Raw genomic sequence first — 15182 nt, 5'->3', positions numbered from 1 at the left:
AAAGGCCGCAGTATGAATACTATAGCGGCTTACACGCATTGGTTTTGTAAGGATAAACACGGATAGGTAGTATAAAGGTAACTTATACGGCGAGTACCAATTTGCCAAAGGCGTCGCCTTTTTGCAGATCAGTGTGAGCGGCGACTACCTGTGCTAAAGGATAAACCTGCTGAATCTGTAGCGTCAGCTTGCTATCAGCAAGACACTTAAGCACGCGCGTCATGTCTTGACCATTGGGCTTGACTGCATAGCCCTCTACGCTTAGGTTTTTGTCACTACCTGCCTCTTTAAGCTTATCCACCCAAATCGTCGGTAGCACGAAGACGCGCGCGCGAGGTTTAAGTACGCTCAGCGCGCGCACGCCAGCCTCGTTACCGACCAAATCTAGCAACACATCCGCTTGTAAGTTAGGGAAATTATCGTCTTTAGTATAGTCAATCCAGCCCGCTAGCTGGTTTCTATCGACCAAACCTGAGATTTTGTCGTACTTATCAGGTGAGCAGATCACGGTAACTTTGATGCCCATCGTCGCCACTTTGTCCATCAACAGTTGCACGACCAATTGCCCAACGCCGCCAGCAGGGGCATTCATAACGACGTGCTCACCTGCTTTTATATCGGCAAAATCAATGAACTGTAATGCTGTTTGACCGACACAAGGCACCGCCCCTGCCTGCTCTAAACTAACAGTCTTGGGCACTTTGGCAAGTAGCTCTGCCTCAACCGCTACATACTCGGCATAGCACTGTCCATTGAAGCTAAGCGAGGCAACCTTATCACCGATAGCAAAATCATCACTACTGCTTTTGACGACTATACCTGCGACGTCAAAGCCTAAGATGGTAGACCACCCTTTATCGAAATACTGTTTTTGAATATTGTCTGCGCCCCAGCCTTTGCCTTGACGAGTCTTGTAATCGACAGGATTGATACCTGCATACGCGACCTTTATCAGTACTTGGTTATCACCAATGTCAGGGACTTGAACGCCACCTTCGTAGCGCATGACCTCAGGCGTACCAAATTTACTGATCAGTACAGCGTGCTGGTCTTTTGGTATAGCGTGCGTAGACATGATTGCGTCTTCCTTTTCGATGGTTTAAAAGTAATCAGGCTAAGCCAGCACCAGCTCTGCACTAATCGGTAGATGATCTGATAGCGTCGACCACGGCTTGCCCGTATGTACCCAAGCATCCTTAATCGTCAGATTGCGCACGTAGATACGGTCTAAGCTGAGTACAGGCAATTTAGCTGGGAACGTCGGTAATAGCTTGCCATGACAGCACCGTAGAGCCTCGGTCATACCGAGATTGGTCGCTAATTTATCACAAGACATCTTTTTCCAATCATTAAAATCACCTGCCAATATCAGTGGCTGATCAGGAGCAATGGCGTTACGCACGTAGTCGCTGATCGCCTCGTACTGCTTGATACGGTCGCGCTCAAATAGATTGAGATGCGCGCACAAGATAACGACAGGGATATCCCAGCCAATGGGTTGAACTTCGCAGTGCAATACGCCGCGCTGCTCAAGCTTATTGACGGTGATATTGACATTGTGTTTGGGGTCTAACGGGAACCGGCTTAGTACTGCATTGCCGTGATGACCGTTTTGGTACTCGGAGTTTTTGCCATAGCTATTTTGAAATTGCAGATATTCTCCGAACCATTCGTGCTGCGATTGATCAGGGTATTCGTTGTATTGTAGATTGCGTTTTAGGTTTTGACCTTGCACTTCTTGCAAGCAAATTACATCTGCACGTATAGTATCGAGCGCCTGCGCAATACCCTGCATCTTGACTTGCCGATTCATCGGCGACATGCCTTTATGAATGTTATAACTGGTCAATACAAAAGATTTAGTGGTCATAGAATTATCATTTTTAAGATAGAAAAATTGGGTTTGATCGTTTAGTCGTAATCAAAATAATTAGCAAACTTATGATGAATAGTAGCAGATAATCATTATGGTAGTTTATCAAAGCGCTGGAGCAGCGTACTCAGCTAAGATCAACAGACCAACTACCCATAGTGCTCATCTAAATAATTGATAATGTCTTTGGACTCATACATTTGCGTATCGGTATTAGGATCTACTAGATACGGAAATTGTAATTTGCCATGCATCACCTCATTCATCAAACGCTCACGTTTACCGCCTTTGACAGGCTGATACTCCCCTACACTGAGTCGAACGCCAAAGCCGCCAATGTCTTGAATCTGCTCGCGAGCGACGCTATGGTTAATATAACCGACCTCAAGCTCGCTGAGTTTTTCACGCACCAATCGGCAAAAGGGACTGGCCTCAAACCCATATAAATGTAACGGCTCATTAGGTTTACCGCGCGCGTCATTCTTTTTGGGGTGGTCGGCTTTTACGCCGCGCATCATAGAGGCCACACTCGCCGCTTTATTGACAAGGGTGGCGTTGTCATCATCTTGGGCTCTTTGATACTTGCTGGGGGTTGTGCCTTTTTTGGAATAATGCGCGAATAGATGATCGATAATCGCTTGTGAGTCAAGTAATTTGACGTCTTGGTTATCATCAATCAAAAACGGTACTTGCGCTTTACCAGCCCGTTTTGTGAGCTCATCGCGGTAAACGTGGCCTTTGTGCGGACTGGGACGACTCTCAAAGTCTAAATTAAGATGGGTCATGACCTCACGTACACGGCGCGAATAGGGACAGGCCTCATGCTCATAGAGCACCAGCATTTTTTCAGGCTGCATAGGCTTGGGCGTGCCCATATTGCCACGCGCACCGCGCAACAGCATAGTCGTCGTTGCTTGCAAGCTTTTTATCGTATGTCCAAGGGGTGTGTTTGGGATAATCATCGTGGATGCCTTATTGTGATGTAAAAAGAGCATTGACTCGTTATGAACCAATGCTCCTTTATTGTACTTTTATGATACTTAGTTATATGACCAAGTGCTATATCAATAACGGGTGACCAGAGCAATCGGTTGATCTTCGCCCATGATCTCCTCAGGCAAGAACACCACGTCGCCGCCATTGTGAATGACATGCTCAATAATCACGCCGATAGCGTCATCAGTAACGCCTTCGCCAGCTGCGTCGTCGACTACCGTTAGCGTCTGCGCTTTTTCATCGATTTTGGCAGGTTGGATGTACCAACGACGTACATATAGCGTCTCACCTGCGCCTTGGAACGCGCCGCGATAGACTTCTTGCAAGTCAGTACGTAGCATCTCAGCGCCGCGAGCTTTGTCAATCTCACCCATCGCCTCTTGATGTAGTGATGAGCGATACTCTTCTACTGCCTCTTGAACACCATCAACGATATGCTGCGCGCCGCCATCATCTAGATTAGTCACGTTGGAGACCGTAGCGATAATGTTGTCTGGACGATCGCAAACTTCTTTATAGTAGCCGATATTTTTGGCATCGCCGACGATAACGAGTGGTAATTTGTGCTCACCCCATAGCTCTTGTACGCTCTTGTCCACTTGGTTAAAGAACTCTTTTAGATGACTGCTCTCATTATTCGCCGAGCGATCTGAGCCGCCATCACTGGTGGTATATAAGCCATTGTTTTCGACAGGAAAGGCAATGTTTTCCATATTGTTTTGCTTGTCATCATCTTTATCAAACTCAGCAACGACGCGATCATTTGACGCCTCAATTAAGCGCGCGACATCACGAGTCAACACAACGGTATAAAAGTGTACTGCGCTTGCCATATCACGAACCAAATCACGCGTTGCAAAGCTGTCTGAGATCACTACGCGCTCTGTAGTGTCAAGCGGCATACGGATGAGCTGCACATCATCGACGCTAGCAAAAATAGCGAGAGTATCTAGATTATAGTTATGATTAAGATCATTGGTTTTTGCATGGATACTATCCATGATCGTGGTCGCTGTGTGCTTATCGTACTCATTGTTTAGGCGCTCTTCTGCAACTTTTAATTGGTTTTTGAGGGCGATAGGATCTTGCTCATTGGCAGGATGCTCGCGATGGGTCTTAACAAAAATACTCACGGCTGGATTGGCTTTGGTCTCACGTAAACTCTTAAGTGTTGCTTTCATAGATGCATTCCTTATTTTATTATCGTTAATAAACCTTTTGTATTGGTACTCTATTAAAGCATTACCACTATAAATGGTCGTCATCTTAATCTGACACTATCTAGCGGATAACGGTGAATAGGCACCTGTATTAGTACTTTTAGGCATATGTTTTTCTTAGTACCACCTTTGATACTAACAGACCGCCTTCACAGATGTATGATTAGTTTGCAAGCAAATGATGACGCTTTGTAAGCAATAGCAATAAATGCAAGATACTGTTCTGCGCCTATTTTAAGCTTATGTCTAAGTGCGTCAGATTGCATTGCTCATCACTAATCGCTAGCAGCTTGTATTTTTGTCAAGACATACCCATCTTTAATCCATATAACCTTATTGAATACTTATCATAACAATGACCTCAGTCAAATGGATACCCTTATGAGTGCTTTAGACCCTAGATTAAACCTTGTCAACTTTTTGGATGCTTCTCCTACAACGCTACAGGCGCAAGTCAATCAAGCTATAAAGCAAGCCAATGATTTTTTGGATACCTTGACAAGTTTTCAAGATAAAGACTTTACCCCTATTAGTGCAGATATTGCGCTACGTGACGTCCTAGAATTTGATCATATTAATTTAAGCTTAGATCGTAGCTGGGGCGTGCTCTCGCACTTGAACGGCGTGATGAGTAATGATGAGATTCGTCATGTACATCATGAGCTACTGCCTAAACTCTCAGCTTATGGCACGCGCGTAGGCCAGCATCAGCCGCTATTTGATCGCTATCAAGCTATTATCGATGATGAGACGTTTTTTGCAGAGTTAGAGCCTGCACGCCGCCGCGCTATTAAGCTTGCCGTACGCCGATTTGAGCTATCAGGCGTGGCGCTACCAAAAGCTGAGCAAGAGAGGTTCGCCGCTATTCAAAGCGAGCTATCCACGCTATCAGCGACATTCTCAGATCATATCTTGGACGCCACTCAAGCATACGCGCTACCGCTGAGCGCAGAGCAATTAGCAGGCTTGACCGATAGCGGATTGTCCTTACTTGCAGATGCCGGCGAGCAGTTTAAAGCAAACGAGTTAGAAGCGGGTCGCTTGACGCAAGAGGATGTCGACGCGCTACCAACGCCTTATTATGTGGCGACGCTTAATATTCCTGTGTACCTGGCAATTATGACGCACGCCGATGATCGTGATTTGCGCGCTGAGCTGTACCGCGCTTACGTCACTCGCGCCTCAGAGTTCGATACCCATACCAACAAAGACGGCGACTCGCTGAACAATGCTGAGGTGATGAGTCAGATACTCACATTGCGCCAGCAAAAAGCTGAGCTACTAGGCTTTAACCATTATGCTGAGGTCTCGCTATCGACCAAAATGGCGGGCAGCGTGGCAGAGGTTGAGACCTTTTTGCGCAATTTAGCCAAGCAGGCGACGCCAACTGCCAAGCAGGATCTGGCGCAGTTGCAAGATTGCGCTCGTAATTATGGCATCACTGATTTGCAACCTTGGGACAACGCTTATATCGCAGAAAAGCTTAAGCAAGATAAATTTAGTCTCTCGCAAGAGGAGATACGCCCGTACTTCCCTCTACCAAAAGTCATCGATGGACTGTTTGCTATCGTAGAGCGCTTGTACGGTATTACAGTAAAAGAGCAAGAGATTTATGCCACGATAAGTGACGCTACTGCAGCCTCGCGCTGGCATGAAGATGTGCGTTTTTATCAATTGTTCGATAACGATGATCGCTTAGTTGGCGGCTTTTACTTTGACTTATTTGCTCGTAGCGGTAAACGTGGCGGCGCTTGGATGAGCGGCTTTCAGTCTCGCTATAGTCATGACGAGCAAGGATATGAGCAGTTACCGGTCTGCTTTATGGTAGGTAACTTCACGCCAGCGCTCGGCGGAAAGCCAAGCCTACTCACGCACAACGAAGTGCTTACCTTGTTTCATGAGTTTGGTCATGGCTTGCATCATCTGCTCACGCAAGTTAGTGTCGGCGATGTCGCAGGAGTCAACGGCGTTGAGTGGGATGCCGTCGAGCTGCCTAGTCAATTTATGGAGAACTGGGCGTGGGATTCTGAGGGTATCGCGCTCATTAGTAGTCATGTCGATACAGGCGAGCCCTTACCCAAAGACAAGCTTGATGCCCTACTTGGGGCCAAAAACTTCCAGAGCGGTATGCAAACCTTGCGTCAGGTTGAGTTCGCGCTGTTTGATTTATTGATACATGCGCATACGCCAGCGCTTGATTATGACGGTATCTTAGCGACGCTCAACGAGGTTCGCGGTGACATCGCTATTACACAGACGCCTGATTACAATCGTTTTGCCAATGGCTTTAGTCACATCTTTGCGGGCGGTTACGCGGCGGGCTACTACTCTTATAAGTGGGCTGAGCTATTGTCAGCGGACGCCTTTAGCAAGTTTGAAGAGGACGGTATCTTCAATCCTGCTACGGGTAAAGCGTTCCGCGAGACTATTTTGTCCGTTGGTGGTAGCTTCCCTGCTAAGACTAACTTTGAGAATTTTCGTGGGCGCAGCGCCAATATAGAGGCGCTACTACGTCATAGCGGCTTTGCCCAAAATGATGAATCTAATATGGATCAGGAGGCATAAATGCGCTATCAATCCACTCGTCCAAAACGGCAGTTCTTGGCTGGGGTACGCTGCCCCAAATGCCAAGCACTAGACGCCATCGTACAGGTCAATATTGTCACCCCAGAACCTGATGAGTATATTGAGTGCATACAGTGCGATCATAGCGAACGCCGCCCTGACCCTGATGCGATCAGCGCGCAAAACCACGCACAAGATCAACTCGTACGCGACGCTATGACTACAGGAACGAGCGGTACGGTAAAATTTAAACCTTAATTTAACCGCCTATCTAGCTTAGATAGGCTTTTTATTTTGGGTTTGCTATTATAGCCACAACTTATGACAACCCCTAATAACGATGGTATGAAATCACAAAAATCGCGCCCTACCTTTAGCCGTTATTCCAAGCCCAAACGCCAGCCTACTCAGATATTGTGGATTGCCATTGCTCTGATAATAGCGATTATTATTCTAGCGTACCTGCTATGGCTGCGCTCTACTGCTGATAACATGGACGAACAAGGAACAACCATTGACATATCGACAGTAGAGGAGCAAATAAGAGCAGCTCAGCCCGTCTCCTCGCCAGTAGTACCTTCTGATAAAACTGTAGATGATGATAGTGTTAACAGTACCAATAGTCCTACTATCGATACTTTAAACGACAATGATACGCTTGCTGTCAAAACAATAGCGGTTCCTAGTCCTAAAAAAATCACAGAAGCGCCATTGCCTAAGACCAATAGCCTGGCTAAAGAAGAGATTGACCGCTTAAAGGACGAAAAACAGCGTTTCGCTGAACAAGAGCGACTCGCGGCTGAACAAATCGCGATGACAAAACAGCTCACTCAAATGAAGGCCGAACAAATTGCGCTATTAGAAACGCAAATTGCTCAGTTAGAAGCACAAAAGTTAGAGGCGCAAAAGCGAGCCCGAGCAACGATAGAATAAACTAGGAATAGCTAATATGGCGAGTATCCATTTAACGCATGCGCCTATTCTAGGTAGTAGCGTACAGCTGCTCGTTCTACCTGTGAATACTGCAGGCACGTTATTAGATCCTGTCCTTGCCCGCACCAAGTCCCTTTATCCTGATAACTATCGGCACTATCGAAAGGCCTGTATCGATGGCAGCCTAAAGAGAGGAACCTGCTTAATACACAAATGCGCGCGTGAGCACTCAGGTCTAGGCGTTGGTAGTCATAATAAGCCCAGTTATATCGCCAATCTAGTCATATCAGATCATCCTTACCATCGGGCACGCACCATTTGGTTAACACAAGCACTTAACGATTTATCCGATCAGCTTATGGCGCTGATACGCTATCAAGGCGTGCGTAAAGCGGCCCTACTCGCCCGTCCGCTGCTATTTGACAACTCTTCTATTAATGCTAGTTTGAATGATGCAAAAGAGCACATGACAACCAGGCTGCCCTTGGACTGGCAGGATATCACGCTACCCCTTATTACCCAGCATCTACAAGAGTTACCGAAACTACGTATCGATATTCATATACCTAAAAGCGTAAAGCTCTAGTAGCGAATACTATGCTAATTAAGGCGGCGCTAATTAAGGCGGCGTTAATTGAGACAAGGCTAATGCACACTTAGCGTATTTAGAAATATAGTTTTGACAATCGGTTCAATGCTATTCTATAAGCTGTACATATTTACTTTTAAGGATAAGGACGTCCTATGAAAACTCTACGAACCCCTGATACGCAGTTTGAGAACCTACCTGATTTTGACTTTGTACCGAACTATCTGATGGTTGATGATACTGAGGGCGGCGAGCTACGTGTGCACTATCTTGATGAAGGTAGCAAGGACGCTGACCCTATTCTCCTGCTCCATGGAGAGCCGTCATGGTGCTATCTGTATCGCAAGATGATACCGATTTTGACGGCAGCAGGACACCGCGTTATTGCGCCAGACTTGCCTGGATTTGGGCGCTCGGACAAGCCTGCTGATCGCAGTGACTATACTTACCAGCGTCATGTCGACTGGATGCAATCGCTACTCGATCAGTTAAAGTTAGACCGTATCACGCTGTTTTGCCAAGATTGGGGCGGGCTCATTGGTCTGCGCTTAGTCGCGGACAATCCTGATAAATTTGCGCGCGTTGCTGCAGGCAATACTATGCTCCCTACTGGCGATCATGATCCTGGTGAGGGCTTTCGCAAGTGGCAGCAGTTCTCACAAGATACGCCAGAGTTCCATGTCGGCAGCATCATCAATAGCGGCACCGTAACCGAGCTATCACAAGATATTATCGATGCCTATAACGCGCCCTTCCCTGATGAATCATTCAAAGAAGGCGCAAGACAATTCCCCGTGCTCGTACCGACTACACCTGATGACCCTGCCTCAAGTGATAACCGCGCAGCTTGGGGCGTACTTAGCAAATGGGATAACCCCTTTATCACCTTGTTTAGCGACTCTGACCCTGTTACCAAAGGCGGTGATAAAATCATGCAAAAGCTCATACCAGGTACTCAAAACCAAGCTCATACGACTATTACCAATGGCGGTCATTTTTTACAAGAGGATCAAGGCGAACCATTGGCCGAGCTGCTAGTTACCTTTATCGCTGACAATCCCTAGTATTAAACTATTTAATATTACCTTAATATCAAATCATCTTGCATGACGGCGCGGCATCTTGATTACAGATGTCGCCCTTTGCCGCGTCACTGTTTGAACTATTTGAACCTCACATCAGCGCATGTATCTTCCTGTACACTTTAGACAGTAGATTTATATCCATATATTGATAATCAAATGCGCTTAGCTTAGTATCCTTCTCATAAGTGAACTATCAACATTTAATACATTTAAACTTAATTAAGGATAACAAGCCATGTCAAACAATGATCCCAAAAACAGTAATGATAACAATGCAAAAAAAGCGACTGATAATAAAGCCGTCGTTGGCGTAGAAGTCGTCAAAGACGATACCGTAGTATTTGAAGACGGTAACTTTGATGAATACAATGCTGAGCATGATTACCAAGAGGGCGAAGAGCAAGACAAAAAAGCTCAGGACGATAAAGCGAAAACCACCCCAGCTCCAAACAAAGCCGATAGTGCGACCAAAAACGATAAGCCAGCGGCCGATAAAGCTAAAAATCAAGACAAGCCCCAAAACCAAGAAAAGACTCAAAGCACAAGTAAAGCTAAAGATACTGACGCTAAGAACGAGTCAGATAATAAGAGCAATACTCAAAGCGCTAATAAAGATAAAGAAGCGGATAACGTTGAAGCCTCTGTAAAAGAGCAAGCCCCTAAAAAAGACGATAAATCAGCAAAAGCAGAGACTGCTAAAGACGATAGCAAAGCTGATGCTAAAGACGATAGCAAAGCTGATAAAAAACAAGCGCCGAAAAAAGCGAGCGAAGCTACCAAAAAAGAAACCGCAAAAAAAGACAGCGAAGCTAAAGCTGACGATGCTGCCCAAAAAGAGACGTCTAGCAAAAGTGACAAGTCTGATAAAGCTGCTGAGCAGAAGAGCGACGCCGAACAAAATGATGCAAATGACCAAGCGCAGTCTGATGAAGACAACGCTAACATGTCGATGGCAGGTCTCTTTCAGTGGGCCAATAAGCTCAGAGAAGACTTTATGTCAGAAGCAATGGGCATCACCAATGGCGTCACTGAAAAAGCTACAGCTATGACGCTAGAGCGCTTAATCGCTATGGTAGATATGGAACTGGCCGCCTTTGACAAAAGTGTAGATGTCGCCAAAAAACTCATCGCCAATGTAGAAGAAGAGCGTAGTAAGATCGCCAGTAGAAAAGAGAAGTATCAAAGCATGATTGATGATCTAAACCAAGAGTAACCGTTTCATCTTGTAAGTTTAGAGTGTGATAAATCCAATGTTAGGCGTTTATTTAAGCGTTTAGCATTGGATTTTTTTATGCGTTAAAAGTCATAGTAAATGTCTATATCGGTATCTTTACTTACTATGAGATAATTTTTTAGTTTGAAAAGACCGACCAGCCTGTTCTTTCTACCAGTAGCTCTAGCGCTTTTGTGCCAAGTTCTGAGTTACCTACTGGATTTAGGCCAGGTGACCATACTGCGATTGCGCCTTTACCCGGCGCGATTGTTAGAATGCCGCCACCGACGCCGCTTTTGCCCGGCAGACCCACCTGATAGGCAAACTCCCCAGAGCCATCATAATGACCACACATCATCATCAGTGAATTAATCCGCTTAGATTGCTGCGGGCTGATCACCTTGGCTCCTGTGGGTTCATTGATACCGTTAGAGACCAAAAATAGGCCAGCGCGAGCTAATTGCTCACAGCTCATGGCAATCGAGCATTGATGAAAGTAGGTATTAAGTATGGCATCGACGTCATGCTGCAGATGCCCAAAAGACTTCATAAAATGCGCAAGTGCGGCGTTGCGATCCTCGTGCTCAATCTCAGATCTTGCGACTTTATAATCAAAGCTGATCGACTCATCGTCTGCTATAAAGTGCACAAATTGTAAAATCTCATCCAATATCTCTTTTGGCTCGCGTCCCATAGTGATGGCATCGACCACCGCAATCGCCCCTGCATTAATAAAGGGGTTACGCGGTCTGCCCGATTCGTACTCGAGTATGGTAATGGAGTTAAAGGGGTCGCCTGAGGGCTCACGACCGACATGATTCCACAGCGCACTGCCAAGCTTACTAAGGCCGATAGTTAGCGTAAATACTTTGGAGATACTTTGTATCGAGAATAGCGTGCTGGCATCCCCTGCGCTATAGACCTGCCCATCAGGAGTCGCGACGGCAATACCAAACTGGTTAGGGTCGACATGCGCCAGCTGCGGAATATAATCCGCTACTTTTCCGCGCTCAGTCTTAAGCGCCATTTGAGCGGCGATGTCATCTAAAATTTGTTGCATCATAAAGGGATAGCCGTGTTTTTATTGATTTATTAAGTAGGCATGATTTTAACTGAATTGAGGAGGATAAGGCGGGGAATATTTTATTTCGCTATTATTTATCACAACACATATAGTCTGATATAGGTAGTTCCATTCTAGCGGTCTGTTTAGGGTTTATCAGACCTGTTTAGATGGTTCCAGTAGGATATACTTAACTTTCCATAAAATCTTAGATAAATAAGAAAAATTTTAGATATAGCTTTTATCAAAGCTCAATAAATGATGATATACCTGGCATACTGTTTATTAATGTACTCATTGGGTTGTCTATTTCCACATATCTAAGATGTTTATCACACCTAAAATCCTCATGAATATTTGGTTTATGCGATTTATAAAAAATTTCTTTTTTAGAATAAATTTGTATTGTGTGATTGCACGCTTCGATTTCAGTATCTTTTAATACTAATGTTGAAAGCTTAATCTCTGGTTTATAAGAGGATGGTTTTACCATAACCACACTGATATTCGGTGTTATTGGTACAACCATATAAGGAAAGCTAGGCGCTTCTACATTCCCCACTATATTAGTGAAAAAACCATCACCGTATATAAACTCTTTGCTATTGCTATATAGAACAGCAAACTTGACCTCACTGTCTTTAATTACTTTAACTATTTCTCTTTGTTTTCTTATCATGTTGAGCTTAATTTCTACTGCCTTGTGAGAGCTTATTTCTCCGCCTACACTTTCTATCAAAGAAACATATCCCTCTCGATTCTGAGGACTGCGTACAGCCAATGAAACGGCACATTCAGTTAGCATATTGAGGTCTTCTTTCGTACATGTTTGAGGTACAAAACGATCTTCTAAATGTTCATTAAATTTAAATATATAAGTAAGACTTTCTAACCATTTAATTACGTTAGGGAAATTACTATCAGCAGTATCAAACTCATACTCAAAGCTAGTATCGAACGATGAGCTAGTGTCTTTATCTTGTTTTAGTTTGATATTGTGAGCGTCCTTGATAACTCCCAAGTTTTTGGGAGATGAATCCGATATCGCCCCATTAGGTTGCATTCGATTAATGTGTCCAGTTTCATCTCTCCAATGCTTGGATACACATATAGGCCACCAATGATGGTTAGCTGTTTTAATTTTTTTCATTTAACGCATGCTCCTTACTTTCAATTTGATAAAAATATTCCAAAATTTTGACCTCTGCTGCTAAGTTTAGTAAACGTAGGGTGCGCCCAGCGCACCGATATAACACCATAACTTATCCAGTGGTGCGCATGGCACACCCTACGAAAACTATATTTATTTTTTACAGTTCTATGTGCTGGGCTAAAAGCCCAGCCTACGCCAAAACTTAATATCTAAAATGTTTCTACGAAAAAACCGCCCTAACCAAAAAGCTAGAGCGGTTTTTCTAAATCAAGAAAAAGTACTTATTCAGCAGTATCAGCCGTTACATTTTGCTCGATACCTTTCATAGTCAATTTAATGCGACCACGGTTGTCGACGTCTTGGACGAAGACATTGACCTTTTGACCTTCCTTTAGATAGTCAGAGACATTCTCGACGCGCTCTTCTGCGATTTGTGAGATATGCACGAGACCATCAGTGTTTGGCAAGACGTTAACGAACGCACCGAAGTCAACGATACGAGCGACCGTACCTTCATAGGTTTTGCCGACTTCAACTTCAGCCGTTAGCGCTTCGATTTTACCGATAGCCGCTTTGGTTGCCGCTTTGTTCTCACCAAAGATACGAATCGTACCAGCATCATCGATATCGATAACCGCGCCAGTTTCTTCAGTGAGCTGACGAATCATCGCGCCGCCTTTACCGATGACGTCACGAATCTTATCAGGGTTGATTTCGATGACCGCATAGTTCGGTGCATGAGCGTTGATTTCAGTACGGCTCTCTGGCAATACTTTATTCATCGCGTCAAGGATATGAATACGACCGGCATGGGCTTGCTTCAGCGCCTGCTCCATGATGTCAGGCGTGATGCCTTCGATTTTGATATCCATCTGAAGGGCTGTGATGCCGTCTTTAGAACCAGCGACTTTAAAGTCCATATCACCAAGATGATCTTCATCACCCAAGATGTCTGATAGTACTGCAAAGCGCTCGCCTTCTTTAACCAAACCCATCGCAATACCAGCAACTGGTGCTTTGATCGGTACGCCTGCGTCCATCAATGCCAAGCTTGCACCGCAAACAGAGGCCATAGAAGACGAGCCGTTTGACTCAGTAATTTCAGATACGACGCGGATGACATACGGGAAGCGTTCGCTATCTGGTAGCATCGCTTGCACACCGCGGCGCGCTAGGCGACCATGGCCGATTTCGCGGCGTTTTGGGATACCTTCGCGGCCTGTCTCACCGACTGAGAAATGCGGAAAGTTATAATGCAGCATGAAATGATCACGAATCGTACCGCCTAGTGAGTCGATCATATTCACATCACGGCTGTTACCTAAAGTCGTTGTGACAAGAGCCTGAGTCTCACCGCGAGTAAATAGCGCTGAACCATGCGTGTATGGCAATACGCCAACTTGTACGTCAAGCGCACGGACAGTATCTAAATCGCGACCATCGATACGCGGCTTACCTGACAAGATATTGTCACGAACGGTGCGGTATTTAAGATCATTAAAGATGTCTTTGAGCTTGGAGACATTGCTGCTGTAGTCCTCTGACTCTTTATCACCTGCTAGAGCATCGATAGCCGCTTGTTTGACGTCATCGAGCTTGGCGTAACGCTCTTGCTTATCTGTAGTGGTATAAGCGTCAGCCACTTGCGCGCCGAACTGCTCTTTCATGCTGCTCTCAAGCGACGCGTCTGCCTTTGGCGCTTCGAACTGCTGCTTGGCGGTGCCGATCTCTTGTGCCATTGAAGCAATGTTATCGATGACAATTTGCTGTTGCTCATGACCGTATAGTACCGCGCCTAGCATTTGATCTTCTGATAGCTCAGCGGCCTCAGACTCAACCATAAGTACCGCAGACTTAGTACCTGCGACAACTAGATCAAGATCACTTTCTTTGAGCTGCTCAAGCGTTGGGTTGAGGACGTATTCACCACCGATGAAACCAACACGGGCGGCGGCGACTGGACCATTGAATGGCGCATCAGAGATGGCCAACGCTGCTGAAGCACCAATTAGCGCAGCGATATCAGCAGATTGGGTCTTATCCGATGACACAACGGTAGCGGTAATTTGAATCTCGTTGACGTAGCCTTCAGGGAATAGCGGACGAATTGGGCGGTCAATCAAGCGTGAGGTTAGGGTTTCAAACTCGCTGGCGCGGCCTTCACGTTTGCCGTAAGCCCCTGGTATTTTACCTGCCGCGTACATTTTTTCTTGGTAGTTAACCGTTAGCGGGAAGAAGTTTTGACCCTCTTTTGGATCTGATTTGACGACTGCGGCAACCAGTACCGTCACGCCGCCCATATGTACCATAATCGAGTTGGCTTGACGGGCAACGCGGCCTGTCTCGATGACGACTTGCTGATTACCGTATTGAAATTCACGCTTCACTGTATTAAACATTGTCATATAAGTTTCCTAGTATTGAGACTGATAATATCCGTATAAAGAGTCTGTCATCAGTCGTTAAATTTTTAAGTGCTAAGTTTTAAATAC

13 protein-coding genes are annotated in these 15182 nt (G+C 45.4%); 6 read left to right on the top strand and 7 right to left on the bottom strand.

Annotated features, from left to right (window positions below):
- Positions 1-82: 82 nt before the first annotated feature.
- The 4 genes from ACTXGE_RS00890 to ACTXGE_RS00875 form a co-directional block, all read right to left on the bottom strand.
- Positions 83-1075 carry an NADP-dependent oxidoreductase gene (locus ACTXGE_RS00890; protein ID WP_443541214.1) on the bottom strand — a complete coding sequence of 331 codons (993 nt, stop codon included), beginning with the start codon at positions 1073-1075 and terminating at the stop codon, positions 83-85.
- A 39-nt stretch (positions 1076-1114) separates the two neighbouring features.
- Positions 1115-1870: an endonuclease/exonuclease/phosphatase family protein gene (locus ACTXGE_RS00885; RefSeq protein ID WP_435950014.1), complete on the bottom strand. Its 756-nt coding sequence runs from the start codon at positions 1868-1870 to the stop codon at positions 1115-1117.
- Between the two features lie 152 nt (positions 1871-2022).
- Entirely contained in the window at positions 2023-2835 is an 813-nt protein-coding gene (locus tag ACTXGE_RS00880; protein WP_443541215.1) for a glutathione S-transferase N-terminal domain-containing protein, read from the bottom strand.
- Positions 2836-2937: 102 nt separating this feature from the next.
- Positions 2938-4050, bottom strand: coding sequence for an AOC03_06830 family ribosome hibernation factor (locus tag ACTXGE_RS00875; RefSeq protein WP_317200499.1), 1113 nt, complete (start codon positions 4048-4050; stop codon positions 2938-2940).
- Between the two features lie 420 nt (positions 4051-4470).
- Here ACTXGE_RS00875 and ACTXGE_RS00870 point away from each other — a divergent pair, with 420 nt between their 5' ends.
- The 6 genes from ACTXGE_RS00870 (at position 4471) to ACTXGE_RS00845 (ending at position 10474) form a co-directional block, all read left to right on the top strand.
- The gene (locus ACTXGE_RS00870) at positions 4471-6654 is read left to right on the top strand and encodes a M3 family metallopeptidase (protein ID WP_443541216.1); all 2184 of its coding nucleotides are present in this window, start codon (positions 4471-4473) and stop codon (positions 6652-6654) included.
- Complete coding sequence (locus ACTXGE_RS00865) at positions 6655-6912, top strand: YheV family putative zinc ribbon protein (RefSeq protein ID WP_443541217.1); 258 nt, start codon at positions 6655-6657, stop codon at positions 6910-6912.
- A 63-nt stretch (positions 6913-6975) separates the two neighbouring features.
- Complete coding sequence (locus tag ACTXGE_RS00860) at positions 6976-7587, top strand: hypothetical protein (protein ID WP_443541218.1); 612 nt, start codon at positions 6976-6978, stop codon at positions 7585-7587.
- Between the two features lie 16 nt (positions 7588-7603).
- Positions 7604-8173, top strand: coding sequence for a macro domain-containing protein (locus ACTXGE_RS00855; RefSeq protein WP_443541219.1), 570 nt, complete (start codon positions 7604-7606; stop codon positions 8171-8173).
- A 158-nt stretch (positions 8174-8331) separates the two neighbouring features.
- Positions 8332-9240 carry a haloalkane dehalogenase gene (locus ACTXGE_RS00850; RefSeq protein WP_443541220.1) on the top strand — a complete coding sequence of 303 codons (909 nt, stop codon included), beginning with the start codon at positions 8332-8334 and terminating at the stop codon, positions 9238-9240.
- Between the two features lie 256 nt (positions 9241-9496).
- The gene (locus tag ACTXGE_RS00845; RefSeq protein WP_443541221.1) at positions 9497-10474 is read left to right on the top strand and encodes a hypothetical protein; all 978 of its coding nucleotides are present in this window, start codon (positions 9497-9499) and stop codon (positions 10472-10474) included.
- A 139-nt stretch (positions 10475-10613) separates the two neighbouring features.
- On the opposite strand, the gene ACTXGE_RS00840 is transcribed toward ACTXGE_RS00845, so the two are convergent.
- The 3 genes from ACTXGE_RS00840 to pnp all read right to left on the bottom strand — a co-directional run bounded on the left by ACTXGE_RS00840 (position 10614) and on the right by pnp (position 15095).
- Complete coding sequence (locus ACTXGE_RS00840; RefSeq protein ID WP_435950005.1) at positions 10614-11537, bottom strand: glutaminase; 924 nt, start codon at positions 11535-11537, stop codon at positions 10614-10616.
- 244 nt (positions 11538-11781) lie between these two features.
- Positions 11782-12687, bottom strand: a complete 906-nt coding sequence (locus ACTXGE_RS00835) for a DUF4238 domain-containing protein (protein ID WP_443541222.1) — start codon at positions 12685-12687, stop codon at positions 11782-11784.
- A gap of 284 nt (positions 12688-12971) precedes the next feature.
- Complete coding sequence (gene pnp / locus ACTXGE_RS00830) at positions 12972-15095, bottom strand: polyribonucleotide nucleotidyltransferase (protein WP_435950003.1); 2124 nt, start codon at positions 15093-15095, stop codon at positions 12972-12974.
- Positions 15096-15182: the final 87 nt, after the last annotated feature.

Origin of the sequence: Psychrobacter sp. T6-4, assembly GCF_052258425.1 — a bacterium.
Taxonomy (GTDB): domain Bacteria; phylum Pseudomonadota; class Gammaproteobacteria; order Pseudomonadales; family Moraxellaceae; genus Psychrobacter.
The sequence above is the reverse complement of the archived record's forward strand: the minus strand, read 5'-3'. Positions and strand labels throughout refer to the sequence as shown.

What these genes read in the sequence shown, in the direction of transcription:
- ACTXGE_RS00850 (WP_443541220.1), top strand. Translation starts at nt 8,332, where the DNA reads ATGAAAACTCTACGAACCCCTGATACGCAGTTTGAGAACCTACCTGAT.
- ACTXGE_RS00860 (WP_443541218.1), top strand. Translation starts at nt 6,976, where the DNA reads ATGACAACCCCTAATAACGATGGTATGAAATCACAAAAATCGCGCCCT.
- ACTXGE_RS00840 (WP_435950005.1), bottom strand. Translation starts at nt 11,537, where the DNA reads ATGATGCAACAAATTTTAGATGACATCGCCGCTCAAATGGCGCTTAAG.
- ACTXGE_RS00880 (WP_443541215.1), bottom strand. Translation starts at nt 2,835, where the DNA reads ATGATTATCCCAAACACACCCCTTGGACATACGATAAAAAGCTTGCAA.
- ACTXGE_RS00855 (WP_443541219.1), top strand. Translation starts at nt 7,604, where the DNA reads ATGGCGAGTATCCATTTAACGCATGCGCCTATTCTAGGTAGTAGCGTA.
- ACTXGE_RS00870 (WP_443541216.1), top strand. Translation starts at nt 4,471, where the DNA reads ATGAGTGCTTTAGACCCTAGATTAAACCTTGTCAACTTTTTGGATGCT.
- ACTXGE_RS00885 (WP_435950014.1), bottom strand. Translation starts at nt 1,870, where the DNA reads ATGACCACTAAATCTTTTGTATTGACCAGTTATAACATTCATAAAGGC.
- ACTXGE_RS00865 (WP_443541217.1), top strand. Translation starts at nt 6,655, where the DNA reads ATGCGCTATCAATCCACTCGTCCAAAACGGCAGTTCTTGGCTGGGGTA.
- ACTXGE_RS00835 (WP_443541222.1), bottom strand. Translation starts at nt 12,687, where the DNA reads ATGAAAAAAATTAAAACAGCTAACCATCATTGGTGGCCTATATGTGTA.
- pnp (WP_435950003.1), bottom strand. Translation starts at nt 15,095, where the DNA reads ATGACAATGTTTAATACAGTGAAGCGTGAATTTCAATACGGTAATCAG.
- ACTXGE_RS00875 (WP_317200499.1), bottom strand. Translation starts at nt 4,050, where the DNA reads ATGAAAGCAACACTTAAGAGTTTACGTGAGACCAAAGCCAATCCAGCC.
- ACTXGE_RS00845 (WP_443541221.1), top strand. Translation starts at nt 9,497, where the DNA reads ATGTCAAACAATGATCCCAAAAACAGTAATGATAACAATGCAAAAAAA.
- ACTXGE_RS00890 (WP_443541214.1), bottom strand. Translation starts at nt 1,075, where the DNA reads ATGTCTACGCACGCTATACCAAAAGACCAGCACGCTGTACTGATCAGT.